This is a genomic window from Variovorax sp. UC74_104 (genome assembly GCF_044055375.1).
Taxonomy (GTDB): Bacteria; Pseudomonadota; Gammaproteobacteria; order Burkholderiales; family Burkholderiaceae_C; genus Variovorax.
In genome coordinates, this window is the sequence record NZ_CP171978.1 from 163,296 (window position 1) to 186,039 (window position 22,744).

The window sequence follows — 22,744 nt, forward strand, 5'->3', positions numbered from 1 at the left end:
GGTGCGGTGCTTGCATGAATTCGCGGGATGCCGTCGAACCGGCTTGGCCGGGCGACCGGCATCGCCCCCGGCGAGGGGGTTGGCGTTCACACGAAGTGAAAAAGCCTGGGGGAGAACCATTTCATTCGCCTTCGCCGAACTTGTCGTCCATCAGGTGGACGATGGCGTTCATCGCTTCTTCTTCCTGGGGGCCGTTGGTTTCCAGCTCGACGGTGGTGCCGATGCCGGCGGCCAGCATCATCACGCCCATGATGCTCTTGGCATTGATGCGGCGGTCGCCGCGGGAGAGCCACACCTCGCAAGGAAAGCTGCCTGCGAGCTTGGTCAGCTTGGCCGACGCGCGTGCGTGCAGGCCCAGCTTATTGCTGATGGTCACGGATTTCTTGATCACTGTGCTTTCTTTTCGCCTGGTTCTGGGGAGCCGCCGCCGCCACCTGCATGACGCCCGCGGTGCCGCCCGCGAGGGCGCGCTGCACCAGCGTCTCCAGGGGTTCGTGCCGGTAGGTGACGGCACGCAGCAGCATCGGGAGGTTGACCCCCGCCACCAGCCGCGACCGCACGCCGTCCACCAGCTTCTGCGCCACGTTGCAGGGCGTGGCGCCGAACACGTCGGCCAGCACCAGCACCTGCGAGCGCGGCGCGTGCAGTTGCTGCGCGAGCGTGATGCGAGCGGCGGCCAGCGTTTCTTCGGGCGACACGTTGGGCAGCACGTCGAGCGCGACGATGGCCTGCTCGCAATCGGGAAACACATGCAGCGCGCACTGCCGCATCGCGTGCGCGAACGGTGAGTGGGCGATGATGAGGATGCTGTTCATGCGGGACGGAGGACGACGCGTCGATTATGCGGGGGCGTCCAGTGGAAGTAGATATGCGACATAACGCGACAGCCGCGGAAAACGGACAGTGCCGCGCGAAGCGGGTCGGGCGCGCCACGCACGCCGCGAGCCGAGACAGCTATCAGAACCATAGCAGGCAGTGCCATCGCGGCGGGCATGCCGCCGGTCATGGAAGCCTCAGGCCCTCGAAGAATGTCTTCGACGCCTCGGCCGAGGAAGGTCGTCCGAGCACCGTGGCCTGGTAGAGCGCGACGGTGCCGTCCTTCTGCGACTGGGCGAACCAGAGCACCTGCAGCTGCGTGGCGGCGCCCTGCGGCGGCAGCGCGTCGAGCCGCAGCGGAGCGGGCACAGCGGTCGCTCGCTGCACGCCGGGGTGCGATGCCGCCACCTGCGCATCCCCCAGCTGGCCGCGCGTGGCGGCCTGCCAGGCACGCAGCCAGGCTTCGGCCTGCTCGGGGCTGTTGGCGGAGGCATGCGCGATGGCGAAGGTCGCGCCGCCGGCCTCGCAGCCCGTCATGTCGACCTGCACCGATTCGGAGCCCAGCGGCAGCGCGCGGGTGGCGCGGTCGGCCTTGCAGGGCAGCATCGCGATCAGGCCGGCCCCGGCGATCGGCACCTCGCGCCAGTTGAAGGCGGGGCTGCAGGCCGCGAGCAGGGCGGCCGCGGCCAGCACGAGCCGGGAACAATGGACGACAGCAGGCGGCATGGGGCAGCGATTATCGAGCGGCGCCGGGCTCGCGGGATGTCGCCAGCACGATCCGGCATGCGGAACTAAAATCGCGCCGCCCTCCTCTTGCACGAAGCCATGAAGAAATACCTCGCTGCAGCCGCCGTCGTCGTCGCATTGGCCACCGGCGTGGGCGTGTACCTCGGCTCCGGCGCCACCGCCGCCCCCGCCTCGACCTTCGTGCTGCTCGACGGCACTCAGAAGAGCACGGCAGACCTGAAGGGCAAGGTCACCCTGGTCAATTTCTGGGCCACCAGCTGCGTGACCTGCGTGGGCGAGATGCCCAAGGTCATCGCCACCTACGACAAGTACAAGGCGCAGGGCTACGACACCCTGGCCGTGGCCATGAGCTACGACCCTCCGAGCTACGTCGTCAACTTCGCCCAGACGCGCAAGCTGCCGTTCAAGGTGGCGATCGACAACACCGGCAGCGTGGCGCAGGCATGGGGCGACGTGAAGCTCACGCCAACGACCTACCTGGTCAACAAGCGCGGCGAGATCGTGAAGAGATACGTGGGCGAGCCGGATTTCGCCGAACTGCACAAGCTCATCGAAAAACTGCTGGCTGAAGCCTAGAACTGGCTCTCCCCCAGGCTACGCGCACTTCGTGTCGCTTCGCCACCCCCTTCCGGGGGCGATACCGGCGGCCCGGCGGAGCCGGTTCCGCGGTATCCCTGGATGAACAAAAGGGCGCCTCTTGGGAGCGCCCTTTTGTCTTGTTGCGATCCGGCTTACTGCGCGCGGAAGCTGTCGTGGCAGGCCTTGCAGCTCGCGGCGGTCGGGCCGAACTGGGCCTTGAGCGCGTCGATGTTGCCGGCCTTGGCGGCGGTCGCCAGCTTGCCGGTTTCCTCGATCAGCTTCTGCTGGCGCTCCTTGAACTTGGCGTCTTCCTTCCAGATCTCGGGCTTGGCCTTGCCGCCTTCGGTGCCGGCTGCAAAGCCTGCCCAGGGGAGCTTGGCCATGTCGGCGACCACTTCGGCGTTGGCCGCGGCAGCGGCGGCGTCGTAGGGCATGCGGCCGTTGGCCATGGCGCCGAGGCGTCCGAAGTGCTGGCTCATCACGAACAGCGCGCTCTGGCGGTACTTGATGGCGTCTTCGGGCTTGGCGAACTGGGCGGCCGCGGGAAAGGTCACGGCTGCGCAGGCAGCTGCAACGGCCAGGGAAGCAAATCGGTTCATCGTGGATCCTCGTTGTGGAGAAAAACGCCGTCGTGCGCGGCGCTGCGGGCGAGTGTAGGGGCGGGCCGTGTCGGGCGCATAGCGACAACCCGAAGCAATCCGGGGCCCGGACTTTGCTAATCTGCGCCTTCCGCAGCATCGCGCCCCCGCGCCTTCCTCGATGACCGACTCCTCCGTGGCCGCCTTTCGTGCGGCCTCCGGCCCCGGCGCCAGCACCCGGGTCTGGGACCTGCCGACGCGCCTTTTCCACTGGGCGCTGGCCGTCGCCGTGATCGGCATGATCGGCACCGGCCTGAACGCAGCCATGGAATGGCACTTCCGCCTGGGGTACACGGTGCTTGCGCTGCTGCTGTTCCGGGTGCTCTGGGGCTTCGTCGGCGGGCGCTGGTCGCGCTTCGGGGCCTTCATCTACGGACCGGGCTCGCTCACGGCCTACCTGCGCGGGCGGGCGCATCCGGATCACCTGATCGGGCACACGCCGCTGGGCGCGCTGTCGGTGTTCGCGGTACTGGCCATCCTCGCGGTGCAGGTCGCCACCGGGCTGATGGCCGACGACGAGATCTCCGCCTCGGGGCCGCTCACCCGCTTCGTCTCGGGCGAAGTCGTGAGCCTGGCCACCGGCTGGCACAAGGCTCAGGGCAAATGGACCGTGATCGCGCTCGTGAGCCTGCACGTGCTGGCGGTGCTGTTCTATGTGCTGGTCAAGCGGCACCGCCTGGTGCGGCCGATGGTGACGGGCGACAAGCTGGTTTCCTCGGAAAGCGGCCAGGTGGCACCGAGCCGCGACGATGCCGCTTCGCGCTGGCTGGCGCTGGTCCTGTTCGCGCTGTGCGCAGGCGTGGCCTGGTGGATTTCCTCGCTGCGCGTATGAGCTTCTCGGTGTCACGCCCCCTGCCGCTGTCGGCGGTGCCCGCCGTGGTGCTGCTCACGCCCGAGGAAGCGCACGAGATCGAGGCGGTGCGCACGATCTTCCGCGACTACGCCGGCTCACTGGGCATCGACCTCGGCTTCCAGGATTTCGACGGCGAACTGGCCCAGCTGCCCGGCGAATATGCCGAACCGCGCGGCATGCTGCTTCTTGCGCTGGTCGATCCGGCGAACGTGAGGGAAGACGCTGGGCGCCAGGCCCCGACATTGCAGCGCGCCGACGGCACGCTCGCCCACGTGGCGGGATGCTGTGCGCTGCGCCCGCTGGACAACGCGGACTACGTGAACGCGGCCGAAATGAAGCGCCTGTACGTGCGTCCCGGCTTCCGCGGCCTGGGCCTGGGCCGCCAGCTGGCGGAGGCGATCCTCGATGCGGCACGCAGCGCCGGATACGGCTGCGTGCTGCTCGACACCCTGGATGACATGGAGTCGGCGCGGGCACTCTACGAAGACCTGGGCTTCGTGGAAGTGCCGCCCTACTATCACAACCCCGTTGCCGGGGCTCATTACTTAAAAGTGGATCTCTGATCCACCGGCCTCAGCCGCGGGCCTGGGCCAGCAGCGTGTCCGCGTCGCTCACTTCGAACTTGCCCGGTGCCTCGACGTTGAGCGTGGCGACCTTGCCGTCCTTCACGAGCATCGAGTAGCGGTTGCTGCGCAGACCCATGCCGCGGCCGGTCAGGTCGAGCGTGAGGCCGGTGGCCTTCGCGAAGTCGGCGCTGCCGTCGGCCAGCATGCGCACCTTGGTGCCGGTCTTCTGGTCGCGCGCCCAGGCGCCCATCACGAAGGCGTCGTTCACGCTCACGCACCAGATCTCGTCCACGCCGGCGGCCTTGAAGTCGTCGAAATGCTGCACGTAGCCCGGCACGTGCTTGGCCGAGCAGGTGGGAGTGAAGGCGCCGGGCAGCGCGAACAGCGCGATGGTCTTGCCAGCCGTTGCCTTGGCCACGTCCACGGGGTTCGGGCCGATGCTGCAGCCTTCACCCTCGACTTCGGAGTATTCCTGCAGGGTGGCCGAGGGAAGGGTGTCGCCGACTTTGATCATTGAAAGTGCTCCTGAAAAAGAAAAACGGCCCACATTGTGGGCCGTTTCCGGATCGGATGCCCCTGGGGGCTCCAATGATTGATCAGACCAGGACGGCCTTCTCGACCAGACGGGTCACGACCCAGTTCTTGGTCTTCGAGATCGGACGGCTTTCCGTGATCTCGATGGTGTCGCCCAGCTTGTACTCGCCCTTTTCGTCATGGGCGTGGTACTTGCTCGTCTTGGCCACGATCTTGCCGTAGAGCTCGTGCTTCACACGGCGCTCGACCAGCACGGTCACGGTCTTGGCACGCTTGTCGCTGACCACCTTGCCGATCAAGGTGCGCTTGAGGGATTTTTTAGCTTCCGTCATGTTCACTCCTTACTTGGCGGCTTGGGCTTCTTGCTGCTTCTGAGCAAGAATGGTCTTGGCGCGCGCGATGTCGCGACGGGTCACGCGCAGCGTCGAGGTGTTCGACAGCTGTTGCGTGGCCTTCTGCATGCGCAGGCCGAAATGGGCCTTCTGCAGATCCTTGATTTCGGCTTGCAGGCCTGCGACGTCCTTCGTGCGCAGGGTTGCGGCCTTCGTCACCTTGGCGGCAGCCGCGGTGTTCTTCTTACGTGTTGCCATGGATGTTCTCCTCTCAGGCGCCGAGCTGGCGAGCGACGAACGTCGTGCGCAGCGGCAGCTTGGCGGCGGCCAGGCGGAACGCTTCGCGAGCGAGTTCTTCGGGCACGCCGACGATCTCGAACACGATCTTGCCGGGCTGAATCTCGGCGACGTAGTACTCGGGGTTGCCCTTACCGTTACCCATCCGCACTTCGGCGGGCTTGGTCGAGATCGGCTTGTCCGGGAACACGCGGATCCAGATACGGCCACCGCGCTTCACGTGACGCGAAATCGCGCGGCGAGCGGCTTCGATCTGGCGCGCCGTCAGGCGGCCGCGGTCGGTGCATTTGAGACCGAAGTCACCGAACGCGACCGAGTTACCCGTGGTCGCGATGCCGGTGTTGCGGCCCTTTTGTTCCTTGCGGAACTTTCTGCGTGCAGGTTGCAGCATGTTTTGTTACTCCGTGAGGGCCCCAGGCACTTGCGTGCCCGGGAGCGACCGATTACTCGGTCTTGGCACCGTCCGCTGCTGCAGCGGGCGCGGCTTTGCGGACGCGCTTAACGGCGGGTTTCGAGTCTGCACCGGCACCGCCGGTTGCTTCTGCGGGCTTGTCGCTGCCATCGGCCGGAGCGGTGTTGCCACCGATCGGGCCACGGGCACCGGCACGCGGGCCGGGGCCGCGGCGGTCCGAACCCGGACGGTCGCCACCAGGGCGGCCATCACGGCGGGGACCACGCGGGCGGCGCTCTTCTTCGGGACGCGGCGTCTCGACGGCGGGCAGGTCGTTACGACCCAGCGTGTCGCCCTTGTAGACCCAGACCTTGACGCCGATGACGCCGTAGGTGGTCTTGGCTTCCGAGGTGCCGTAGTCGATGTCGGCGCGCAGGGTGTGCAGCGGCACGCGGCCTTCGCGGTACCACTCGGTACGAGCGATTTCGATGCCGTTCAGGCGGCCGGCCGACATGATCTTGATGCCCAGGGCACCCAGACGCATGGCGTTCTGCATGGCGCGCTTCATGGCGCGGCGGAACATGATCCGCTTCTCGAGCTGCTGCGTGATGCTGTCGGCGATCAGCTGCGCATCGATTTCGGGCTTGCGCACTTCTTCGATGTTGACTGCAACCGGCACGCCGAGCTGCTTGCCCAGTTCGCGCTTGAGGTTCTCGATGTCTTCGCCCTTCTTGCCGATCACGACGCCCGGACGTGCCGAGTAGATCGTGATGCGTGCGTTCTTGGCGGGACGCTCGATCATGACGCGCGACACCGAAGCGTTCTTCAGCTTCTTCTTCAGGTATTCGCGAACCTTGATGTCTTCGGCCAGCATGCCCGCGAAATCGCGGTCGCTTGCGTACCAACGGCTGGACCAGTTACGGGTGACCGCAAGGCGGAACCCGGTTGGGTGGATTTTCTGTCCCATATTTCTTCCAGGCCTTCTTAGTTGCCAACCGTCACGTACACATGGCACGTGGGCTTGCTGATGCGATTGCCGCGACCCTTGGCCCGCGCGGTGAAGCGCTTGAGCGTGGCGCCTTGCTCGACGTAGATGGTCTTGACCTTCAGTTCGTCGATGTCGGCACCGTCGTTGTGCTCGGCGTTGGCGATTGCCGATTCGAGCACCTTCTTGACGATCACAGCGGCCTTCTTCTGCGTGAATTGCAGGATGTTGAGCGCTTGATCGACCTTCTTGCCGCGGATCAGGTCAGCGACCAGACGGCCCTTGTCGACCGACAGGCGGACACCGCGGAGGACTGCACGTGTTTCAGACATGGTCGTTCCTTACTTCTTCTGGACTTTCTTGTCCGCGGGGTGCCCCTTGAACGTGCGCGTGAGCGCAAATTCGCCGAGCTTGTGGCCGACCATCTGGTCGGTGATGTACACAGGCACGTGTTGCTTGCCGTTGTGCACGGCGATGGTCAGACCGATGAACTCGGGCAGAACCATCGAGCGGCGCGACCAGGTCTTGATCGGCTTCTTGTCCTTGGTCGTCACGGCCTTGTCGGCCTTGGCCACGAGGTGGTGGTCGACGAACGGACCCTTCTTGAGAGAGCGAGTCATTGGCTATCCCTTACTTCTTGCGACGCGACACGATGAAGACCTGCGTGCGCTTGTTGTTACGGGTGCGATAGCCCTTGGTCAGATTGCCCCACGGGTCGACAGGATGGCGGCCTTCGCCAGTCTTGCCTTCGCCACCACCGTGCGGGTGGTCGACCGGGTTCATCACCACGCCGCGAACGGTCGGGCGAATACCCATGTGACGCTTCACACCGGCCTTGCCGAGCTGGCGCAGGCTGTGCTCTTCGTTCGCAACTTCACCGATGGTCGCGCGGCATTCGATGTGGATGCGGCGGACTTCGCCCGAGCGCATGCGGACCTGGGCGTAGACGCCTTCACGGGCAAGCAGCGTGGCCGAGGTACCGGCCGAACGAGCGATCTGCGCGCCCTTGCCGGGTTGCAGTTCGATGCAGTGGATCGTCGAACCCACCGGGATGTTGCGGATCGGCAACGTGTTGCCGGCGCGGATCGGGGCTTCGGCGCCCGACAGCAGCGTTGCACCGGCTTCCAGACCGCGCGGAGCGATGATGTAGCGGCGCTCGCCGTCGGCGTAGCAGACCAGAGCGATGTGGGCGGTACGGTTCGGGTCGTATTCGATGCGTTCGACCTTGGCCGGGATGCCGTCCTTGTTGCGCACGAAGTCGACAACGCGGTAGTGGTGCTTGGCACCGCCGCCACGATGACGGATCGTGATGTGGCCGTTGTTGTTGCGGCCGGCCTTCTGGAACTGGGGTTCCAGCAGGGCTGCGTGAGGAGCACCCTTGTACAGGTGGTCACGCGAGATCTTCACCGCGCCGCGTTGGCCCGGCGAAGTGGGTTTCATCTTGATGACGGCCATGATTAAGCGCCTTCCCCGACGAGGTTGAGCTCTTGACCGGCCTTCAGGGTCACATAGGCCTTGCGAACGTTGTCGCGGCGGCCGACGGACTTGCCGAAGCGCTTGGTCTTGCCCTTGGTGTTGAGCACCGACACGCCCTTGACTTCGACCTTGAACATCAGTTCGACAGCGGCCTTGATCTCGGGCTTGGTGGCGTCTTGCAGCACCTTGAAAGTGACAGCGTTCGACTTCTCGCCGACCATCGTGGCCTTTTCGGACACGATCGGGGCGACCAGCACCGACATCAGTCGGCCTTCGTCGAACGTACGTTCAGCGGCGGTAGGGTTCACGCGGCTCATGCGAACATCTCCTTGAGCTTGTCGACGGCACCCTTGGTGACCAGCACCTTCTTGTAGTGAACCAGCGACACCGGATCGGCGTAGCGGGGTTCGACCACGAGAACGTTGACCAGATTGCGCGAGGCGAGGTACAGGTTTTCGTCGACTTCTTCGGCGATCACGAGCACGGACTCGAGATTCATCGCCTTGAAACGGGCTGCCAGCGGCTTGGTCTTGGGCGAATCGACCTTGATCGAGTCGACCACGGCCAGACGGCCTTCGCGAGCGAGCTGCGAGAAGATGGACGCCATGCCGGCGCGGTACATCTTCTTGTTGATCTTCTGCGAGAAGTTTTCGTCAGGCATGTTCGGGAAGATCCGGCCGCCCCCGCGCCACAGCGGCGAGGAAGTCATACCGGCACGGGCGCGGCCCGTTCCCTTTTGCTTGAAAGGCTTCTTGGTCGAGTGCTTGACCTGCTCGCGGTCCTTCTGGGCGCGAGTGCCTTGGCGTGCGTTGGCCTGGAAAGCAACGACGATCTGGTGGACCAGGTCTTCGTTGTAGTCACGGCCGAACACGGTCTCGGGGGCGTCGTACTTCGACGCGGCCTGGCCTTGTTCGTTCAGGAGTTCGAGTTCCATTACTTCGCTCCTTGGGCCTGCGGCTTGGCCTTGATGGCGGGACGCACGGTGACGAAGCCACCCTTCGAACCCGGAATCGCGCCCTTGATGAGCAGCAGTTGACGTGCTTCGTCGATGCGGATCACGTCGAGGTTTTGCGTGGTGCGGGTGACGTCGCCGAGGTGGCCCGTCATGCGCTTGCCGGGGAACACGCGGCCGGGATCCTGCGCCATACCGATCGAGCCGGGCACGTTGTGCGAACGGCTGTTACCGTGCGACGCGCGCTGCGAGCTCATGTTGTGACGCTTGATCGTGCCAGCGTAGCCCTTGCCGATGGAAGTGCCCTGCACGTCCACCTTCTGGCCCACGGAGAAGACGCTTGCCACCGGGATCACGCCGCCAGCCTTGTGCTGACCAGCGGTATCGGCGGTAACGCGGAATTCCTGGATGATTTCACCGGCTTCGACACCCGCCTTGGCGAGGTGGCCGGCTTCGGGCTTGGTCACGCGCGATGCCTTGCGCGAACCGAACGTCACCTGCAGGGCGACGTAGCCATCGTTCTCTTGGGACTTGATCTGGGTCACGCGGTTGTTGGACACATCCACCACCGTGACGGGAACTGCGTCCCCGTCATCGGTGAAGAGACGCATCATCCCCACCTTGCGGCCCAGCAACCCGAGGGAGTTGCTCAGACTCATTTGTTTTCTCCAAAAATGGAAACTTCCTTCGCCGCTGCCACTTCAATTGGCGACAGCGTTTGTCGGGCTTCCCCGAACTGCGGAAGAAGGTTGATAAATCTCTGCTCGCATAGCGCCCATGCGGACGCAACAAGGGCAGAGCCAGCGATTATAGCCCGCGCTGCGGGCTTGGCGCAAGCGTCGTCTTGCGGGGCTTTCAGGCCTTGAAAGCCCCGTTATGGGGCGTTTTGCGGGTTATTTAGGCTCTTTGGCCGGCAGCGAGATGATTTTTTCGCCTTCCGCGGACGACTTCAGCTCGCCCGCGGCCTTCATGGCGGGAGCGCTCGCACCGGTCTGGATCGGGATGGCGACGATGCTCATGGCGCCGTTCTGCGTGACGAAGACGTTCAGGTAGGCCAGGCCTTCTCGATCGCTGGTTACCGTTGCGGTCGCGGTCGTGCTCTTGCCAGCGGGAAGCGTCAGATTGCTGCTGGTCGTCAGGGTCAGGCCGGCATCGGTCGTCAGGCGTGCGGTGGCGCCAGCCGGATCGCTCACGCCGTCGAACTGCAATACGACCGAGATCGCCCGGCCGACCGTGGCCGCGCCCTCGACCCGGTACTGGATCGAGACGCCGGAGTCGTTGGGCTTGCGCGCTGCGGCTGTCATGGGCAGGACATAGCCGGAAGAGGCGGCGCCCTTGGCGGTACGCGGCGTCGGCGCGCCGTCCGCACATGCGGATGCGGCTACAAGCGCCAGGCATGCGGCGGCGATCATCGAGCTGGAACGGAGGTTCATGGCGGCCTTCCTCGCTGCTGTCTATTTATTGAATCGAAACGTTGAAGCAGGTGCTTGCAGCGGCGTTATTGACATCGTTGACGACCAGAACATAGTCGCCAGCCGACAGGCTGACCGTACTCGTATTCCGGCTCACCACCCCGCCCCGGTAGATCACGAAGTTCGGACTGGCGCCCGCCGGCGGACTGACCGTGACCTGGTAGTTGCGGCTGGCCGGCGCCGTGAACCGCAGGTAGGCGAAGCTTCCGAGCTTGTTCCCCTGGCGCGGGGGAGGGTCCTCAGCATTCGTCACGCAGGCCTGCGTGACCGAGCCTCCGACCGCCGCGGTCGTGTACATCGGCAACACGAAGCTCACGGTTGGCGTACCGCCATCGTTGTTTTCCTGCGCGCCGTAGGGATCGTTCGAGGCCGCGCTGATGTTCTGGCCCGCGAGCAGCGTCGCCAGCGCCGGCGCGTTGCCCGATGCGACCGAGTTGAACGCCGCCGTGAACGGATGGATCGAGGTCACGGGCGCGCCGCTTCTGAACACCGCGCTCGTCAGCGTGTCGTGGATGGGCTTGAAGCCCACCTGCTGGTTCAGATTCCAGAAGATCGACTGGATCGAGGACTCGCTGAACCAACCCGGATTGCTGTTCGTCGGCCCTCTCGTAAGATCGAGGCTTCCGCCCTCGGCCTGGCCGGGGCCGCCCGAATCGACATAGTTGCTGCGCCCCAGCGCGATGCCCGACCAGCCGTTGCCCCATCCTTCGGAGAAGGCCAGGCGGCGGTCGACGCGCTCGCTGGTGGAGTGCGCGCCGCCCGTCGAGTCGTCGCGGCTGAAGGAGGCCTGGTAGTAGTGCCCCCACTCATGCGCGATGACGGGCGCATCGAATTCGTCGGTATCCACGTCCTCCTTGCCGAGCACGTAGATCTCGGCACCCGAGCTCCTGCCGACGAAGAAGGTGGTGCCGATCTGTCCCTGCGCGATGCTGCCGCTGGCGTTCGTGTTGTTGACGCTCCAGAACACCTTCAGCGACGGAAACGCCGTCGCCGGCGCCGCCGTCAGCACCTTCTGCATCGCGGTGTAGACCGTATCCATGATGGCGAACGGCCCCGACACGCGCTGGCTCGTGTAGTTCGAACCGCCCCAGCCGCTGGCGGCGCGCAGGTCGCGGGTGAGCGCCGCGGTGCCGGTGGAGAACGCCGACGACTGCATCGAATAGATGGCGCTCGATTGCGTGTTGTCGCGCACGGTGACGTCCCAGCTCGGGAGCGCTCCGGTGCGGGTCATCTGGGCACGCACGCGGACGATGACATTCGTGTTTCCTGGAACGCTCGCCGAATAGGCGCCGTTGTCGTCGGTGGAAGTGGTGGCCAGCTGGCTGCCGCTGGCGGCGTCGAGCACCTCGACGAAGGCTGCGCGCACCGGCTTGACCGCGGTGCTGGCATACACGAGGCGGCCATTGGGATTGGGCACCGACTCGTAGGTGGCCGTGCCGCTCAGCGTGACCGGCGCCGTCGGGATGATGGGAAAGAAGGGAATGCCACCGCCGCCGCCCCCTCCTCCGCCGCCACAGGCGGTCAGCAGCGCGGCTGCTGCGATGCAAGCCACAAGGCTCGAAGCAAAGGAGATACGGTGTCTCATGGTGGTGCTGCCCTCGTTTCAGCTACCCGGCGCCTCGATCATTGACGGCGGCCGGCACAGGAGGATGCCACATTCGTGAGACATAAAGCACAAAACCCGCCTGCATTTCTGCAGGCGGGTTTTGCAGCAATTGCGGCTCGAAGCCGAATGGATTACTGCAGCTTGATCTCGACGTCCACGCCGGCCGGCAGGTCGAGCTTCATCAGCGCGTCCACGGTCTTGTCGGTCGGGTCGACGATGTCCATCAGGCGCTGGTGCGTGCGGATTTCCAGCTGGTCGCGCGACGTCTTGTTGACGTGCGGCGAACGCAGGATGTCGAAGCGCTTCATGCGGGTCGGCAGGGGCACGGGGCCCTTGACGATCGCGCCGGTGCGCTTGGCGGTGTCCACGATTTCAGCGGCCGACTGGTCGATCAGCTTGTAGTCGAATGCCTTCAGGCGGATGCGGATCTTTTGCTTGGTAGCCATGGTGATTCCTTTGCTCCCGTCTTGATTACAGGTCGAGGATCTTCGCCACGACGCCCGAACCCACGGTACGGCCGCCTTCGCGGATGGCGAAGCGCAGGCCTTCTTCCATGGCGATCGGAGCGATCAGCTTCACGGTGATGCTGACGTTGTCGCCGGGCATGACCATTTCCTTGTCCTTGGGCAGCTCGATCGCGCCGGTCACGTCCGTCGTGCGGAAGTAGAACTGCGGACGGTAGTTGTTGAAGAACGGCGTGTGACGGCCGCCTTCGTCCTTCGACAGAACGTACACCTCGGCGGTGAAGTGCGTGTGCGGCTTGATCGAGCCGGGCTTGCACAGCACCTGGCCGCGCTCGACTTCTTCGCGCTTCGTGCCGCGCAGCAGCACGCCCACGTTGTCGCCGGCTTGACCCTGGTCCAGCAGCTTGCGGAACATTTCCACGCCGGTGCAGGTGGTCTTGACCGTCGGGCGGATGCCCACGATTTCGATTTCTTCACCGACCTTGATCACGCCGCGCTCGACGGCGCCGGTCACCACGGTGCCGCGACCCGAGATCGAGAACACGTCTTCCACGGGCATCAGGAACGTGCCGTCCACGGCGCGCTCGGGCGTCGGGATGTACGTGTCCAGCGCTTCGGCCAGCTTCATGATCGAGCCTTCGCCGAGTTCGCCCTTGTCGCCTTCCAGGGCCAGCTTGGCCGAGCCGTGGATGATCGGGGTGTCGTCGCCGGGGAATTCGTACTTGTCGAGGAGTTCGCGGACTTCCATTTCGACCAGCTCGAGCAGTTCCTTGTCGTCGACCATGTCGCACTTGTTCAGGAACACGATGATGTAGCCCACGCCCACCTGGCGAGCCAGCAGGATGTGCTCACGGGTCTGGGGCATCGGGCCGTCGGCGGCCGAGCACACCAGGATCGCGCCGTCCATCTGGGCGGCGCCGGTGATCATGTTCTTCACGTAGTCGGCGTGGCCGGGGCAGTCGACGTGTGCGTAGTGGCGGTTGGCCGTTTCGTATTCGACGTGCGCGGTGTTGATCGTGATGCCGCGGGCCTTTTCTTCAGGCGCAGCGTCGATCTGGTCGTAGGCCTTGGCTTCGCCGCCGAACTTCGACGACAGCACCGTTGCGATCGCAGCCGTCAGCGTGGTCTTGCCGTGGTCGACGTGACCGATCGTGCCCACGTTCACGTGCGGCTTGGTGCGGGTGAATTTACCTTTTGCCATTTTTCAATCCTTGAAAGAGCAGCCCCGTGTATTGGTTTTATGTCTGCATCCGGTTGCTGGTTCGCCCCGCACGGGAACAGGGCGGCACCGGATCGCAGACAAGAGGGACCGCGCACTGCGCGGCCCGACATTCTTCTTAATCAGTTGGGGACAGAGCAAATTTGCTGCGCAAATCTTGGTCTGTCCCGCAAAGACATTACTTGGCGCGAGCGGCCACGATGGCTTCGGCGACGTTGCGCGGAGCTTCGGCGTAGTGCTTGAACTCCATCGTGTACGTGGCGCGGCCTTGCGACATCGAGCGCAGCGTGGTCGAGTAGCCGAACATTTCCGACAGCGGCACTTCCGCCTTGATGGCCTTGCCGCCACCGACCATGTCGTCCATGCCCTGCACCATGCCGCGGCGGGACGACAGGTCGCCCATCACGTTGCCGGCGTAGTCTTCAGGCGTTTCCACTTCCACGGCCATCATCGGCTCGAGGATCACGGGGTTGGCCTTGCGGGCACCTTCCTTGAAGCCGAAGATCGCGGCCATCTTGAACGCCATTTCGTTCGAGTCCACGTCGTGGTACGAACCGAAGTGCAGCGTGACCTTGACGTCCACGACGGGGTAGCCCGCCAGCACGCCCTGGCCCAGGGCTTCCACGATGCCCTTCTCGACCGCGGGGATGTATTCGCGAGGAACCACGCCGCCCTTGATGGCGTCGACGAACTCGAAGCCCTTGCCGGCTTCCTGGGGTTCGATCTTCAGCACCACGTGGCCGTACTGGCCCTTGCCGCCCGACTGGCGAACGAACTTGCCTTCGGCGTCTTCGACGGTCTTGCGGATCGTTTCGCGGTAAGCCACTTGCGGCTTGCCCACGTTGGCTTCCACGCCGAATTCGCGCTTCATGCGGTCCACGATGATTTCGAGGTGGAGCTCGCCCATGCCCGAAATGATGGTCTGGCCCGATTCCTCGTCGGTCTTGACGCGGAACGACGGGTCTTCCTGTGCGAGGCGCTGCAGCGCAATGCCCATCTTTTCCTGGTCGGCCTTGGTCTTGGGCTCGACAGCCTGCGAGATCACCGACTCGGGGAACACCATGCGCTCCAGCGTCACGACGGAATCCGGATCGCACAGGGTTTCGCCCGTGGTCACTTCCTTCAGGCCCACGCAGGCGGCGATGTCGCCGGCGCGGATTTCGCTGACTTCTTCGCGGTTGTTGGCGTGCATCTGCACGATACGGCCGATGCGCTCCTTCTTGCCGCGCACCGGGTTGTAGACGCTGTCGCCCTTGGAGAGCACGCCCGAGTACACGCGCACGAAGGTCAGCTGGCCGACGAAGGGGTCGGTCATCAGCTTGAACGCGAGCGCGGAGAACTTCTCCTCGTCGTCGGCCTTGCGCACCACCGGCTCTTCGCTTTCGTCGGTGCCGGCAACCGGGGGAATGTCCGTCGGAGCGGGCATGTATTCGATCACGGCGTCGAGCATGGCCTGCACGCCCTTGTTCTTGAAGGCCGAGCCGCAAAGCATCGGCTGGATTTCGCCGGCGATGGTGCGCTGGCGGATGGCCTTCTTGATTTCCTCTTCGGAGAGCTTTTCGCCTTCGAGGTACTTGTTCATGAGGTCTTCGCTCGATTCGGCGGCGGCCTCGACCAGCTTCTCGTGGTATTCGTTGCAGACATCGACCAGGTCGGCCGGGATCTCGCCGTAGGTGAAGGTCACGCCCTTGTCCTCGTCCCAGATGATGGCCTTCATCTTCACGAGGTCGACGATGCCCTGGAACTTGTCTTCCGCGCCGATCGGGATCTGGATCACGACCGGGTTGGCCTTCAGGCGGTCGATCATCATCTGGCGAACGCGCAGGAAGTTGGCGCCGGTGCGGTCCATCTTGTTGACGAACGCAAGGCGGGGCACCTTGTACTTGTTGGCCTGGCGCCAGACGGTTTCCGACTGGGGCTGCACGCCGCCGACGGCGTCATAGACCATCACGGCGCCGTCCAGCACGCGCATGGAGCGCTCCACCTCGATGGTGAAGTCCACGTGGCCGGGGGTGTCGATGATGTTGATGCGGTGCTCGGGGAAGTTCTGGGCCATGCCCTTCCAGAAGCAGGTGGTGGCAGCGGACGTGATCGTGATGCCGCGCTCTTGCTCTTGCTCCATCCAGTCCATCGTGGCGGCACCGTCGTGCACTTCACCGATCTTGTGGTTCACACCGGTGTAGAACAGGATACGTTCGGTCGTCGTGGTCTTGCCGGCGTCGATGTGCGCGGAGATGCCGATGTTGCGGTAGCGCTCGATGGGGGTCTTGCGGGACATGATTTACTTTCGGGTTGAAATGCGTTGAGCGCTGGGCCCCGGGTACAGGCACAACGCCCGAAACCCGACACCCAACGCCCAAGCGAAGTTTGGTTTTTAGAAGCGGAAGTGGCTGAAGGCGCGGTTGGCTTCTGCCATGCGGTGCACTTCGTCGCGCTTCTTCATCGCGCCGCCACGGCCTTCGGTGGCTTCCATCAGTTCGTTGGCCAGACGCAGGGCCATCGACTTCTCGCCGCGCTTGCGGGCGGCTTCCTTGATCCAGCGCATCGACAGGGCGAGGCGGCGGACGGGACGGACTTCGACCGGCACCTGGTAGTTCGCACCGCCGACGCGGCGCGACTTCACTTCGACCATCGGCTTCACGTTGTTGATGGCAACGGTGAAGGCTTCGAGGGGGTCCTTGTCCGGGTTCTTCTTCTCGATGAAGTCGAGTGCACCGTAGATGATGCGCTCGGCAACAGCCTTCTTGCCGCCTTCCATGATCACGTTCATGAATTTGGACAGCTCGACATTGCCGTACTTGGGATCCGGCAGGATTTCACGTTTGGGGACTTCGCGACGACGTGGCATTTTCTTAACCTCTTTGCTTCAGTTGGCACCGTTTCCGGCACCGCGAGAGCCAGCTGGAACTCTCACTTACTCGACCCGACGTTGGGTCACTTCGTTCGATATACCCGCCAAGGTAACCGAACACCGTTTGTTTTTGACGACAGGAAGACCTATCAGGCCTTCTTGGGACGCTTCGCGCCGTACTTGGAACGCGACTGCTTGCGGTCTTTCACGCCTTGCAGGTCGAGCGAACCGCGAACGATGTGGTAGCGCACACCGGGCAAGTCCTTGACACGACCGCCGCGAACCAGCACGACGCTGTGTTCCTGGAGGTTGTGGCCTTCGCCGCCGATGTAGGAAATGACTTCGAAGCCGTTGGTCAGGCGGACCTTGGCAACTTTACGAAGCGCCGAGTTCGGCTTCTTCGGCGTCGTGGTGTAGACGCGGGTGCAGACACCGCGACGTTGCGGCGAGTTCTGCATGGCAGGGCTCTTCGAAGCGATCTTTTCGACCGTCCGACCCTGACGCACCAGTTGATTGATGGTTGGCATGAATTAAAAAGTCCCCAAAACGAGAAACGCCCCGGCCCTGGCTGTGAAACCGCCCTTGTCGTGACTCAAGGAGGCCGGGAATGACGAAAACGTGAAACCCTTCGGAAAATTCCGAAAAGCCCACGAGTATAGCAAACGAGTCTGAAAACGGCAAAGCCGGACAGCCTCGCAGGCCTGCCGGCGGCTTTCTGCGCCTTTCAGGCTACTTGATCCAGAGCCGCAGGGCGTCCCAGGCGCGGCCGAAAACGCCGGCCTGCTCGACCGGCTCCAGGGCGACGAGCGGCACGTCGGCCAGGGGCTGGTCGTCCAGCGTGACCTTGAGCGAGCCGACCGGCTGGTACTTGGTGAACGGCGCCACCAGCGGGTCGGGGCGCGACACCTGGGTCTTGATCTTGTTGGCCGTGCCGGTCGGGACCGCCACCACGATGGGCTCCGGGCGCCCCAGCTTCAAGGTGTTGGCCTTGCCCTTCCAGACGGCCGGGGTGGCAGCCGGCTGGCCGCCGTCGAACAGGCGGACGGCGTCGTAAGCCGTGTAGCCCCAGTTCAGAAGCTTCTGCGACTCGTTGGCCCGCACGGTCTCGCCCGTGGTGCCCAGGACGATCGACAGCAGCCGGCGCCCGCCCGTCAGGTTCGGGAAGTCGCGCTTGGCGGTGGCGATCATGCAGTAGCCGGCGGCATCGGTGTGGCCGGTCTTCAGGCCGTCGACGGTCGGGTCGCGGAACAGCAGCAGGTTGCGGTTGGTGTCGTTGGTCGACGGGGTGCCCGGGTAGCGGTACTTCTTGATCGCGTAGTACTTGGCTTCCTCGGGGAAGTCGCGCACCAGGCGGGTCGCCAGGATGCTCAGGTCGCGGGCCGTGGTGGTGTGGCCGGGCGCCGTCAGGCCTTCGGGGTTCTTGTAGGTGGTGTTCTTCATGCCCAGCACCTTGGCCTGGGCATTCATCATCTCGACGAAATGCTCGACCGTGCCACCCACGCCTTCGGCCAGCGCCACCGTGGCGTCGTTGCCCGACTGCACGATCAGGCCCTTGATCAGGTCTTCCACCGGCACCTGCATCTTGGGGTCGATGAACATGCGCGAGCCGGGCATCTTCCAGGCGCGCGGGCTGACCGGCAGGGTCTGGGTCAGCGTGATCTTCTTGGCGCGCAGGGCGTCGAACACCAGGTAGGCGGACATCAGCTTGGTGAGCGAGGCCGGCTCCACCGGGCTGTCGATGTCCTTCTGGGCCAGGATCTGGTTCGCGGTCACGTCCAGCAGCAGATAGCTGCGCGCGGCGATCTCGGGCGGCGCCGGCATCTGGGCGGCGGCGATCAGGCTGAAGGAGGCGGCGGCGGTAAAGACCAGCGCGCGGAGCGCGCCTAGAAAACGATTCATTGGGAGTTCGGAAAGAGACGAAAACAAGCCTGAGCGGCTTTCAGGCGATGTCCGCGCGCAGATGGCGGACGACCAGCCCCTTGAGCAGCGGCAATTGTCCGTGAAAGAAATGACCGCCCCCGGGGATGACTGTGACAGGAAGTGACTGCGGCCGCGCCCAGTCCATCACGGCGGACAGGGCCACCGTGTCGTCGGCCTCGCCATGGACCACCAGCGCGCGCTCGTGCGCCTCCACCGGCAGCGCCGCGACGTTGTTGCGCGCCGCCGCCGTGCCGACCAGCACGATCTGCCGGATGTCGCGCCCGCCCCAGAGCCTGGAGACGGCACCGCTCGCGACGAAGGCGCCGAAGGAGAAGCCGGCGATCGCCAGCGGCCCCTCGGGCGCGAGTTGCCCGACGACGTTCAGCATGTCCTCCAGTTCGCCGCGACCCTCGTCGTGCACGCCTTCGCTGGCGCCCACGCCGCGGAAGTTGAAACGCACCGTGGTCCAGCCGGTGGCGACGAAGGCGCGCGCCAGCGTCTGCACCACCTTGTTGTCCATCGTGCCGCCGAAGAGCGGATGCGGATGGGCGATGACGGCGATGCCGCGCGGGGTTCCGGCGGGCTGGTCGCGCTGCACCTCGATCGCGCCGGCGGCGCCCTGTAGGCTGATCTTTTCTGTCTGGGAATTCATTGGCGCAGGTACGAGCAGAGGGTCGGCGGAAAAGTTCAGCGCCCCACGTTCGGCGGCAGCAGCAGGCGTTCGACCACCTGGCCGTTCTTCAGGTGCGACTCGACGATCTCGTCGATGTCCTCGCTGTCGACGAAGGTGTACCAGACGGCCTCGGGGTACACCACGGCCACCGGCCCGCCCGCGCAGCGGTCGAGGCAGCCGGCCTTGTTGACGCGCACCTTGCCGGGCCCGGATAGGCCCTCTTCCTTGACCTTCGCCTTGCAGCGGTCGAAGCCTTCCTGAGCGTTGTGCATGGCGCAGGAGTCCTCGCCGTTCTTGCGCTCGTTCAGGCAGAAGAAGATGTGGCGGCCGTAGTAGCCGGACGGGGCGGCTGGGGTGGAGCTGGGCATCGGCGGATTTTAGTGACCACCCTCTTTACCCTCACTCCGGCCGAGCAATCCGCACGCTCAGCTCGTCGGAACCGCCCCGGACCGCCCGCGGCGCGACAAGGCCGCCACCACGTAGAGCATCACCGCGTAAGGCCATACCCAGCCCAGCCACTGCGCCAGCCCGTGGAAGCGAATGAAACGCCCCTGCTCCCATGTGGCCAGCGTCTGCGCGAAATACGCGCTCTCGGGCGCCTGGTTCAGCAGGCTCAGCTGCAGCACCAGCCCCATCAGCAGCAGCGCCGCGCACAGGCGGCGCGGCGCGAACAGCAGCAGCACGCCGGCGAAGAGCGCCGCCGCCATGCCGACCTGCACCGGCAGCCCGAGCCAGGCCCAGGCATGCTCCGGCCCGTAGCTCAGCGCCGCGGACAGCGCCGATGCCGCGATGCCCGCCAGCAGGGTCAGCGGCAACAGCACCGCCCGCTGGACCACCGAGCGCGCGACGAGGTATCCCAGCAGGCACGGCACCAGCGCACCCAGCATCACGCACAGCAGTTCCACCGCCGGCACCAGCGGTTCGAGCTCGAACTGGCGCACCGGCAGCCAGTCGATGAAGGGCGTGTCGAGCAGCCACTCGGAGATCGCCGCCTCGAGCCGCTCGAACACCTGCCCGAGCCCGAAGGTCACCGCCGCCGGGAAAAGCAGAGCGAACGGCCACAGCGCCAGCAAAACCAGCGCGCCGCGCGAGTCCTCGGCGAACCACTGCGAGCGGGCGCGGCTCCAGTGCGCGACCGCGCCCAGCCGCTCGAGTCCCGCAGCCACCACCGCGCCGACGACCGCCCCCAATGCGTTGAGCCCCAGGTCCACGTTGGAAGGGATGCGGGCGGGCAGGTAGCTCTGCAGCGTCTCCATGGCGAACGAGAGTGCCGTTCCCGCCACGGTGGCGCGCAGCACCGCACGCCAGACCCCGGTGGCGCGCCCCGTGCGCAGCACCGCCAGGGCGCACAGGAAACCGAAGGGCACGTAGCCCGCCACGTTGACCGCGAAGTCGAAGCCCGTCCAGTACTTGGGCCAGGGCGCCGAGAGATACGCCCACGGCGCGATCCCCCTGGTCGCGCCAGTCGGCGAACGGATAGAGGCTGGCGTAGACGATCAGCGCCGCGTACGCCAGCGCCAGGGGAAGCGCGGCGGACTTGTGCGGCCTATCCACCGTTTGCACCCGCCGCCTAGAACGGCTTGACGACCACCAGGATCACGATGCCCAGCAGCAGCAGCACCGGCAGTTCGTTGAACCAGCGGAACCAGCGGTCGTTGCGCCGGTTCTCGCCGGCGGCGAAGCGTCGCAGCAGCACGGCGCAGCCATGGTGATAGCCGATCACCACCAGCACCAGCGCCAGCTTGGCATGCATCCACCCGTTGCCCGGGCCGCGCCCGATGCCGTAGCCCAGCCAGAGCCACAGGCCGAAGCCGATCGCGGGAACCGCCAGGAAGGTCGTGAACCGCAGGAGCTTGCGCGCCATCAGCAGCAGGCGCTCGCGCTCGGCCACCGACTCGGGTGGAACCATCGCCAGATTGACGAAGATCCGGGGCAGGTAGAACAGCCCCGCGAACCAGCTTGCAATGAAGACGATGTGTAGAGATTTGACCCAGAGCATGGCGGCAGTTTAGTGGCGCGCCCTCTCCGACATGGCCCCGTTTCCCCTCGGGTCGCTTGTACGACAGGCAAAAAAAAGCCCGACGTCTTCACGTCGGGCTGGGAAGCCCTTTTGCTGTCACACATCAAGGCACCCGCTCAGGGAGGAAAAGCGGGGAGCGGCAAGCCGCCCGCTTCAGAATTTAACAAAGACGAAACAAGGTTTCAAGCGACTGGGGCACTTTCTTTGACATTTGAAGCAAAAAACTGAGAACCTTGGTTCTACGAATTTCCGTAGTTGTAGGACAACCGAACGCCCGTGCCAGGAGGCTGTAAACAACCGCTTCGGGCACAATTTTCGGGTATATGACGTCATCATCCTCCCCCCTGGCCATGTTCCCCGCCGGGCGACCGCGACGCCTGCGCCGCGACGCTTTCACCCGCAACCTGGTGCGTGAGCACACACTGACGGTCAACGACCTGATCTACCCGGTGTTCGTCCAGGAAGGCGAGAAACGCCGCGATGCCGTCCCCTCGATGCCCGGTGTGGACCGCCTGAGCCTCGACCTGCTCCTGCCCGTGGCCGAGCAGTGCGTGGCGGCCGGCATTCCGGTGCTGGCGCTGTTCCCGGTGATCGACGCCAGCCTCAAGACGCCCGACGGCCGCGAGGCCTTCAACCCCGACGGCCTGATTCCCCGCGTGGTGGCGGCGCTGAAGGCGCGCTTTCCGGAACTGGGCGTGATGACCGACGTCGCCCTCGACCCCTACACCAGCCATGGCCAGGACGGCCTGCTCGACGACGCCGGCTACATCCTCAACGACGCGACCGTCGACGTGCTGGTGAAGCAGGCGCTCGCCCAGTCGCAGGCCGGCGTGGACATCGTGGCGCCCAGCGACATGATGGACGGTCGCATCGGGGCCGTCCGCAACGCGCTGGAGGCCCGCGGCGACATCCACACGCGCATCATGGCCTACAGCGCCAAGTACGCCAGCGCCTTCTACGGCCCCTTCCGCGACGCCGTGGGCTCGGCCGCCACGCTCGGCAAGAGCAACAAGAAGGTCTACCAGATGGACCCGGGCAACAGCGACGAGGCCCTGCGCGAAGTCGCCATCGACATCGCCGAAGGCGCCGACATGGTGATGGTGAAGCCCGGCATGCCCTATCTAGACATCGTTCGCCGCGTGAAGGACCAGTTCCACGTGCCCACCTTCGCCTACCAGGTGAGCGGCGAATACGCCATGCTCAAGGCCGCCGCCCAGAACGGCTGGCTCGACCACGACGCCGTGGTGCTCGAAAGCCTTCTGGCCTTCAAGCGCGCGGGCGCCGACGGCGTGCTGACCTATTTCGCGCTCGACGCCGCGCGCCTGCTGCAGAAGTAACGGCGCGCCGGCAACC

Annotated in this window: 30 protein-coding genes and 1 pseudogene; 4 read left to right on the plus strand and 27 right to left on the minus strand. The window is 65.1% G+C overall.

Annotated features, from left to right (window positions below; genetic code table 11):
• Positions 1-121: 121 nt before the first annotated feature.
• The 3 genes from ACHMXA_RS00765 to ACHMXA_RS00775 all read right to left on the minus strand — a co-directional run bounded on the left by ACHMXA_RS00765 (position 122) and on the right by ACHMXA_RS00775 (position 1,542).
• A complete protein-coding gene (locus ACHMXA_RS00765) occupies positions 122-391 on the minus strand; it encodes an HPr family phosphocarrier protein (RefSeq protein WP_125952634.1) in 270 nt (89 codons plus the stop codon).
• A complete protein-coding gene (locus ACHMXA_RS00770; protein WP_176669039.1) occupies positions 360-815 on the minus strand; it encodes a PTS sugar transporter subunit IIA in 456 nt (151 codons plus the stop codon). Before ACHMXA_RS00770 ends, ACHMXA_RS00765 begins: the two co-directional genes overlap by 32 nt.
• A 187-nt stretch (positions 816-1,002) precedes the next feature.
• On the minus strand, positions 1,003-1,542 hold the full coding sequence (locus ACHMXA_RS00775) for a hypothetical protein (protein ID WP_395317690.1): 540 nt from the start codon (positions 1,540-1,542) through the stop codon (positions 1,003-1,005).
• Between the two features lie 99 nt (positions 1,543-1,641).
• On the opposite strand from ACHMXA_RS00775, the gene ACHMXA_RS00780 reads away from it, so the two are divergent.
• The gene (locus tag ACHMXA_RS00780) at positions 1,642-2,139 is read left to right on the plus strand and encodes a TlpA disulfide reductase family protein (RefSeq protein ID WP_019657670.1); all 498 of its coding nucleotides are present in this window, start codon (positions 1,642-1,644) and stop codon (positions 2,137-2,139) included.
• Positions 2,140-2,294: 155 nt separating this feature from the next.
• Here the strand turns inward: ACHMXA_RS00780 and ACHMXA_RS00785 are convergent, their stop codons facing one another.
• Positions 2,295-2,741, minus strand: a complete 447-nt coding sequence (locus tag ACHMXA_RS00785) for a c-type cytochrome (RefSeq protein ID WP_395317692.1) — start codon at positions 2,739-2,741, stop codon at positions 2,295-2,297.
• A gap of 160 nt (positions 2,742-2,901) precedes the next feature.
• On the opposite strand from ACHMXA_RS00785, the gene ACHMXA_RS00790 reads away from it, so the two are divergent.
• Both ACHMXA_RS00790 and ACHMXA_RS00795 read left to right on the plus strand, forming a co-directional pair.
• Positions 2,902-3,612 carry a cytochrome b/b6 domain-containing protein gene (locus tag ACHMXA_RS00790; protein WP_395317694.1) on the plus strand — a complete coding sequence of 237 codons (711 nt, stop codon included), beginning with the start codon at positions 2,902-2,904 and terminating at the stop codon, positions 3,610-3,612.
• Positions 3,609-4,196, plus strand: coding sequence for a GNAT family N-acetyltransferase (locus ACHMXA_RS00795; protein ID WP_395321190.1), 588 nt, complete (start codon positions 3,609-3,611; stop codon positions 4,194-4,196). The genes ACHMXA_RS00790 and ACHMXA_RS00795 overlap by 4 nt, the downstream gene beginning before the upstream one ends.
• Positions 4,197-4,206: 10 nt before the next feature.
• Here ACHMXA_RS00795 and ACHMXA_RS00800 read toward each other — a convergent pair whose 3' ends face one another.
• From ACHMXA_RS00800 to ACHMXA_RS00910, 23 genes and pseudogenes are all read right to left on the minus strand, one after another.
• On the minus strand, positions 4,207-4,713 hold the full coding sequence (locus ACHMXA_RS00800; RefSeq protein WP_395317696.1) for a peroxiredoxin: 507 nt from the start codon (positions 4,711-4,713) through the stop codon (positions 4,207-4,209).
• Between the two features lie 82 nt (positions 4,714-4,795).
• Complete coding sequence (gene rpsQ, locus ACHMXA_RS00805; protein WP_015867662.1) at positions 4,796-5,065, minus strand: 30S ribosomal protein S17; 270 nt, start codon at positions 5,063-5,065, stop codon at positions 4,796-4,798.
• A 9-nt stretch (positions 5,066-5,074) separates the two neighbouring features.
• The gene (rpmC, locus tag ACHMXA_RS00810; RefSeq protein ID WP_026346743.1) at positions 5,075-5,284 is read right to left on the minus strand and encodes a 50S ribosomal protein L29; all 210 of its coding nucleotides are present in this window, start codon (positions 5,282-5,284) and stop codon (positions 5,075-5,077) included.
• A gap of 52 nt (positions 5,285-5,336) precedes the next feature.
• Entirely contained in the window at positions 5,337-5,753 is a 417-nt protein-coding gene (gene rplP, locus ACHMXA_RS00815; protein ID WP_007838137.1) for a 50S ribosomal protein L16, read from the minus strand.
• A 52-nt stretch (positions 5,754-5,805) separates the two neighbouring features.
• Positions 5,806-6,720 (minus strand): 30S ribosomal protein S3, encoded by a 915-nt coding sequence (rpsC, locus tag ACHMXA_RS00820; protein WP_093057771.1) that lies wholly within the window; start codon positions 6,718-6,720, stop codon positions 5,806-5,808.
• Positions 6,721-6,737: 17 nt separating this feature from the next.
• A complete protein-coding gene (rplV, locus tag ACHMXA_RS00825) occupies positions 6,738-7,070 on the minus strand; it encodes a 50S ribosomal protein L22 (RefSeq protein WP_019657678.1) in 333 nt (110 codons plus the stop codon).
• A gap of 9 nt (positions 7,071-7,079) precedes the next feature.
• Positions 7,080-7,358: a 30S ribosomal protein S19 gene (gene rpsS / locus ACHMXA_RS00830; protein ID WP_007838132.1), complete on the minus strand. Its 279-nt coding sequence runs from the start codon at positions 7,356-7,358 to the stop codon at positions 7,080-7,082.
• Positions 7,359-7,368: 10 nt separating this feature from the next.
• Positions 7,369-8,193, minus strand: a complete 825-nt coding sequence (rplB, locus tag ACHMXA_RS00835) for a 50S ribosomal protein L2 (RefSeq protein WP_176669033.1) — start codon at positions 8,191-8,193, stop codon at positions 7,369-7,371.
• Between the two features lie 2 nt (positions 8,194-8,195).
• Positions 8,196-8,531, minus strand: coding sequence for a 50S ribosomal protein L23 (gene rplW, locus ACHMXA_RS00840; protein ID WP_126025407.1), 336 nt, complete (start codon positions 8,529-8,531; stop codon positions 8,196-8,198).
• Complete coding sequence (gene rplD, locus ACHMXA_RS00845) at positions 8,528-9,148, minus strand: 50S ribosomal protein L4 (RefSeq protein WP_019657681.1); 621 nt, start codon at positions 9,146-9,148, stop codon at positions 8,528-8,530. The genes rplW and rplD overlap by 4 nt, the downstream gene beginning before the upstream one ends.
• The gene (gene rplC / locus ACHMXA_RS00850) at positions 9,148-9,825 is read right to left on the minus strand and encodes a 50S ribosomal protein L3 (RefSeq protein ID WP_176669032.1); all 678 of its coding nucleotides are present in this window, start codon (positions 9,823-9,825) and stop codon (positions 9,148-9,150) included. Before rplC ends, rplD begins: the two co-directional genes overlap by 1 nt.
• 234 nt (positions 9,826-10,059) lie before the next feature.
• The gene (locus ACHMXA_RS00855; RefSeq protein WP_395317705.1) at positions 10,060-10,599 is read right to left on the minus strand and encodes a hypothetical protein; all 540 of its coding nucleotides are present in this window, start codon (positions 10,597-10,599) and stop codon (positions 10,060-10,062) included.
• Between the two features lie 25 nt (positions 10,600-10,624).
• Complete coding sequence (locus ACHMXA_RS00860; protein WP_395317707.1) at positions 10,625-12,223, minus strand: hypothetical protein; 1,599 nt, start codon at positions 12,221-12,223, stop codon at positions 10,625-10,627.
• A gap of 152 nt (positions 12,224-12,375) precedes the next feature.
• Positions 12,376-12,690, minus strand: a complete 315-nt coding sequence (rpsJ, locus tag ACHMXA_RS00865) for a 30S ribosomal protein S10 (RefSeq protein ID WP_007838118.1) — start codon at positions 12,688-12,690, stop codon at positions 12,376-12,378.
• Positions 12,691-12,715: 25 nt separating this feature from the next.
• Positions 12,716-13,909: an elongation factor Tu gene (gene tuf / locus ACHMXA_RS00870; protein WP_093210122.1), complete on the minus strand. Its 1,194-nt coding sequence runs from the start codon at positions 13,907-13,909 to the stop codon at positions 12,716-12,718.
• Positions 13,910-14,105: 196 nt separating this feature from the next.
• Complete coding sequence (gene fusA / locus ACHMXA_RS00875) at positions 14,106-16,205, minus strand: elongation factor G (protein WP_176664993.1); 2,100 nt, start codon at positions 16,203-16,205, stop codon at positions 14,106-14,108.
• 96 nt (positions 16,206-16,301) lie between these two features.
• Entirely contained in the window at positions 16,302-16,775 is a 474-nt protein-coding gene (gene rpsG / locus ACHMXA_RS00880; protein ID WP_007829591.1) for a 30S ribosomal protein S7, read from the minus strand.
• Between the two features lie 152 nt (positions 16,776-16,927).
• On the minus strand, positions 16,928-17,305 hold the full coding sequence (rpsL, locus tag ACHMXA_RS00885) for a 30S ribosomal protein S12 (RefSeq protein ID WP_019657814.1): 378 nt from the start codon (positions 17,303-17,305) through the stop codon (positions 16,928-16,930).
• A 202-nt stretch (positions 17,306-17,507) separates the two neighbouring features.
• A complete protein-coding gene (locus tag ACHMXA_RS00890; protein WP_395317713.1) occupies positions 17,508-18,677 on the minus strand; it encodes a D-alanyl-D-alanine carboxypeptidase family protein in 1,170 nt (389 codons plus the stop codon).
• A 40-nt stretch (positions 18,678-18,717) separates the two neighbouring features.
• Positions 18,718-19,350 carry an alpha/beta hydrolase gene (locus ACHMXA_RS00895; protein WP_395317715.1) on the minus strand — a complete coding sequence of 211 codons (633 nt, stop codon included), beginning with the start codon at positions 19,348-19,350 and terminating at the stop codon, positions 18,718-18,720.
• A gap of 35 nt (positions 19,351-19,385) precedes the next feature.
• Positions 19,386-19,739, minus strand: coding sequence for a ferredoxin (locus tag ACHMXA_RS00900; RefSeq protein WP_093208502.1), 354 nt, complete (start codon positions 19,737-19,739; stop codon positions 19,386-19,388).
• 57 nt (positions 19,740-19,796) lie between these two features.
• A pseudogene (locus tag ACHMXA_RS00905) lies at positions 19,797-20,925 on the minus strand (VanZ family protein).
• 16 nt (positions 20,926-20,941) lie between these two features.
• Entirely contained in the window at positions 20,942-21,370 is a 429-nt protein-coding gene (locus ACHMXA_RS00910; RefSeq protein WP_176664998.1) for a CopD family protein, read from the minus strand.
• A 371-nt stretch (positions 21,371-21,741) separates the two neighbouring features.
• Here ACHMXA_RS00910 and hemB point away from each other — a divergent pair, with 371 nt between their 5' ends.
• Positions 21,742-22,728: a porphobilinogen synthase gene (gene hemB / locus ACHMXA_RS00915; RefSeq protein ID WP_395321193.1), complete on the plus strand. Its 987-nt coding sequence runs from the start codon at positions 21,742-21,744 to the stop codon at positions 22,726-22,728.
• The last annotated feature ends 16 nt before the right edge of the window (positions 22,729-22,744 follow it).

Coding starts and splice junctions, on each gene's coding strand:
- fusA (WP_176664993.1), bottom strand. CDS start 16,205: ATGTCCCGCAAGACCCCCATCGAGCGCTACCGCAACATCGGCATCTCC.
- rpsG (WP_007829591.1), bottom strand. CDS start 16,775: ATGCCACGTCGTCGCGAAGTCCCCAAACGTGAAATCCTGCCGGATCCC.
- ACHMXA_RS00785 (WP_395317692.1), bottom strand. CDS start 2,741: ATGAACCGATTTGCTTCCCTGGCCGTTGCAGCTGCCTGCGCAGCCGTG.
- ACHMXA_RS00790 (WP_395317694.1), top strand. CDS start 2,902: ATGACCGACTCCTCCGTGGCCGCCTTTCGTGCGGCCTCCGGCCCCGGC.
- rplC (WP_176669032.1), bottom strand. CDS start 9,825: ATGAGTCTGAGCAACTCCCTCGGGTTGCTGGGCCGCAAGGTGGGGATG.
- rpsS (WP_007838132.1), bottom strand. CDS start 7,358: ATGACTCGCTCTCTCAAGAAGGGTCCGTTCGTCGACCACCACCTCGTG.
- ACHMXA_RS00775 (WP_395317690.1), bottom strand. CDS start 1,542: ATGCCGCCTGCTGTCGTCCATTGTTCCCGGCTCGTGCTGGCCGCGGCC.
- ACHMXA_RS00770 (WP_176669039.1), bottom strand. CDS start 815: ATGAACAGCATCCTCATCATCGCCCACTCACCGTTCGCGCACGCGATG.
- ACHMXA_RS00895 (WP_395317715.1), bottom strand. CDS start 19,350: ATGAATTCCCAGACAGAAAAGATCAGCCTACAGGGCGCCGCCGGCGCG.
- ACHMXA_RS00800 (WP_395317696.1), bottom strand. CDS start 4,713: ATGATCAAAGTCGGCGACACCCTTCCCTCGGCCACCCTGCAGGAATAC.
- ACHMXA_RS00855 (WP_395317705.1), bottom strand. CDS start 10,599: ATGAACCTCCGTTCCAGCTCGATGATCGCCGCCGCATGCCTGGCGCTT.
- ACHMXA_RS00780 (WP_019657670.1), top strand. CDS start 1,642: ATGAAGAAATACCTCGCTGCAGCCGCCGTCGTCGTCGCATTGGCCACC.
- rplB (WP_176669033.1), bottom strand. CDS start 8,193: ATGGCCGTCATCAAGATGAAACCCACTTCGCCGGGCCAACGCGGCGCG.
- rplP (WP_007838137.1), bottom strand. CDS start 5,753: ATGCTGCAACCTGCACGCAGAAAGTTCCGCAAGGAACAAAAGGGCCGC.
- ACHMXA_RS00860 (WP_395317707.1), bottom strand. CDS start 12,223: ATGAGACACCGTATCTCCTTTGCTTCGAGCCTTGTGGCTTGCATCGCA.
- hemB (WP_395321193.1), top strand. CDS start 21,742: ATGTTCCCCGCCGGGCGACCGCGACGCCTGCGCCGCGACGCTTTCACC.
- ACHMXA_RS00890 (WP_395317713.1), bottom strand. CDS start 18,677: ATGAATCGTTTTCTAGGCGCGCTCCGCGCGCTGGTCTTTACCGCCGCC.
- ACHMXA_RS00900 (WP_093208502.1), bottom strand. CDS start 19,739: ATGCCCAGCTCCACCCCAGCCGCCCCGTCCGGCTACTACGGCCGCCAC.
- rplD (WP_019657681.1), bottom strand. CDS start 9,148: ATGGAACTCGAACTCCTGAACGAACAAGGCCAGGCCGCGTCGAAGTAC.
- rpsC (WP_093057771.1), bottom strand. CDS start 6,720: ATGGGACAGAAAATCCACCCAACCGGGTTCCGCCTTGCGGTCACCCGT.
- rplW (WP_126025407.1), bottom strand. CDS start 8,531: ATGAGCCGCGTGAACCCTACCGCCGCTGAACGTACGTTCGACGAAGGC.
- rplV (WP_019657678.1), bottom strand. CDS start 7,070: ATGTCTGAAACACGTGCAGTCCTCCGCGGTGTCCGCCTGTCGGTCGAC.
- rpsJ (WP_007838118.1), bottom strand. CDS start 12,690: ATGGCTACCAAGCAAAAGATCCGCATCCGCCTGAAGGCATTCGACTAC.
- tuf (WP_093210122.1), bottom strand. CDS start 13,909: ATGGCAAAAGGTAAATTCACCCGCACCAAGCCGCACGTGAACGTGGGC.
- rpsL (WP_019657814.1), bottom strand. CDS start 17,305: ATGCCAACCATCAATCAACTGGTGCGTCAGGGTCGGACGGTCGAAAAG.
- rpsQ (WP_015867662.1), bottom strand. CDS start 5,065: ATGACGGAAGCTAAAAAATCCCTCAAGCGCACCTTGATCGGCAAGGTG.
- ACHMXA_RS00795 (WP_395321190.1), top strand. CDS start 3,609: ATGAGCTTCTCGGTGTCACGCCCCCTGCCGCTGTCGGCGGTGCCCGCC.
- ACHMXA_RS00910 (WP_176664998.1), bottom strand. CDS start 21,370: ATGCTCTGGGTCAAATCTCTACACATCGTCTTCATTGCAAGCTGGTTC.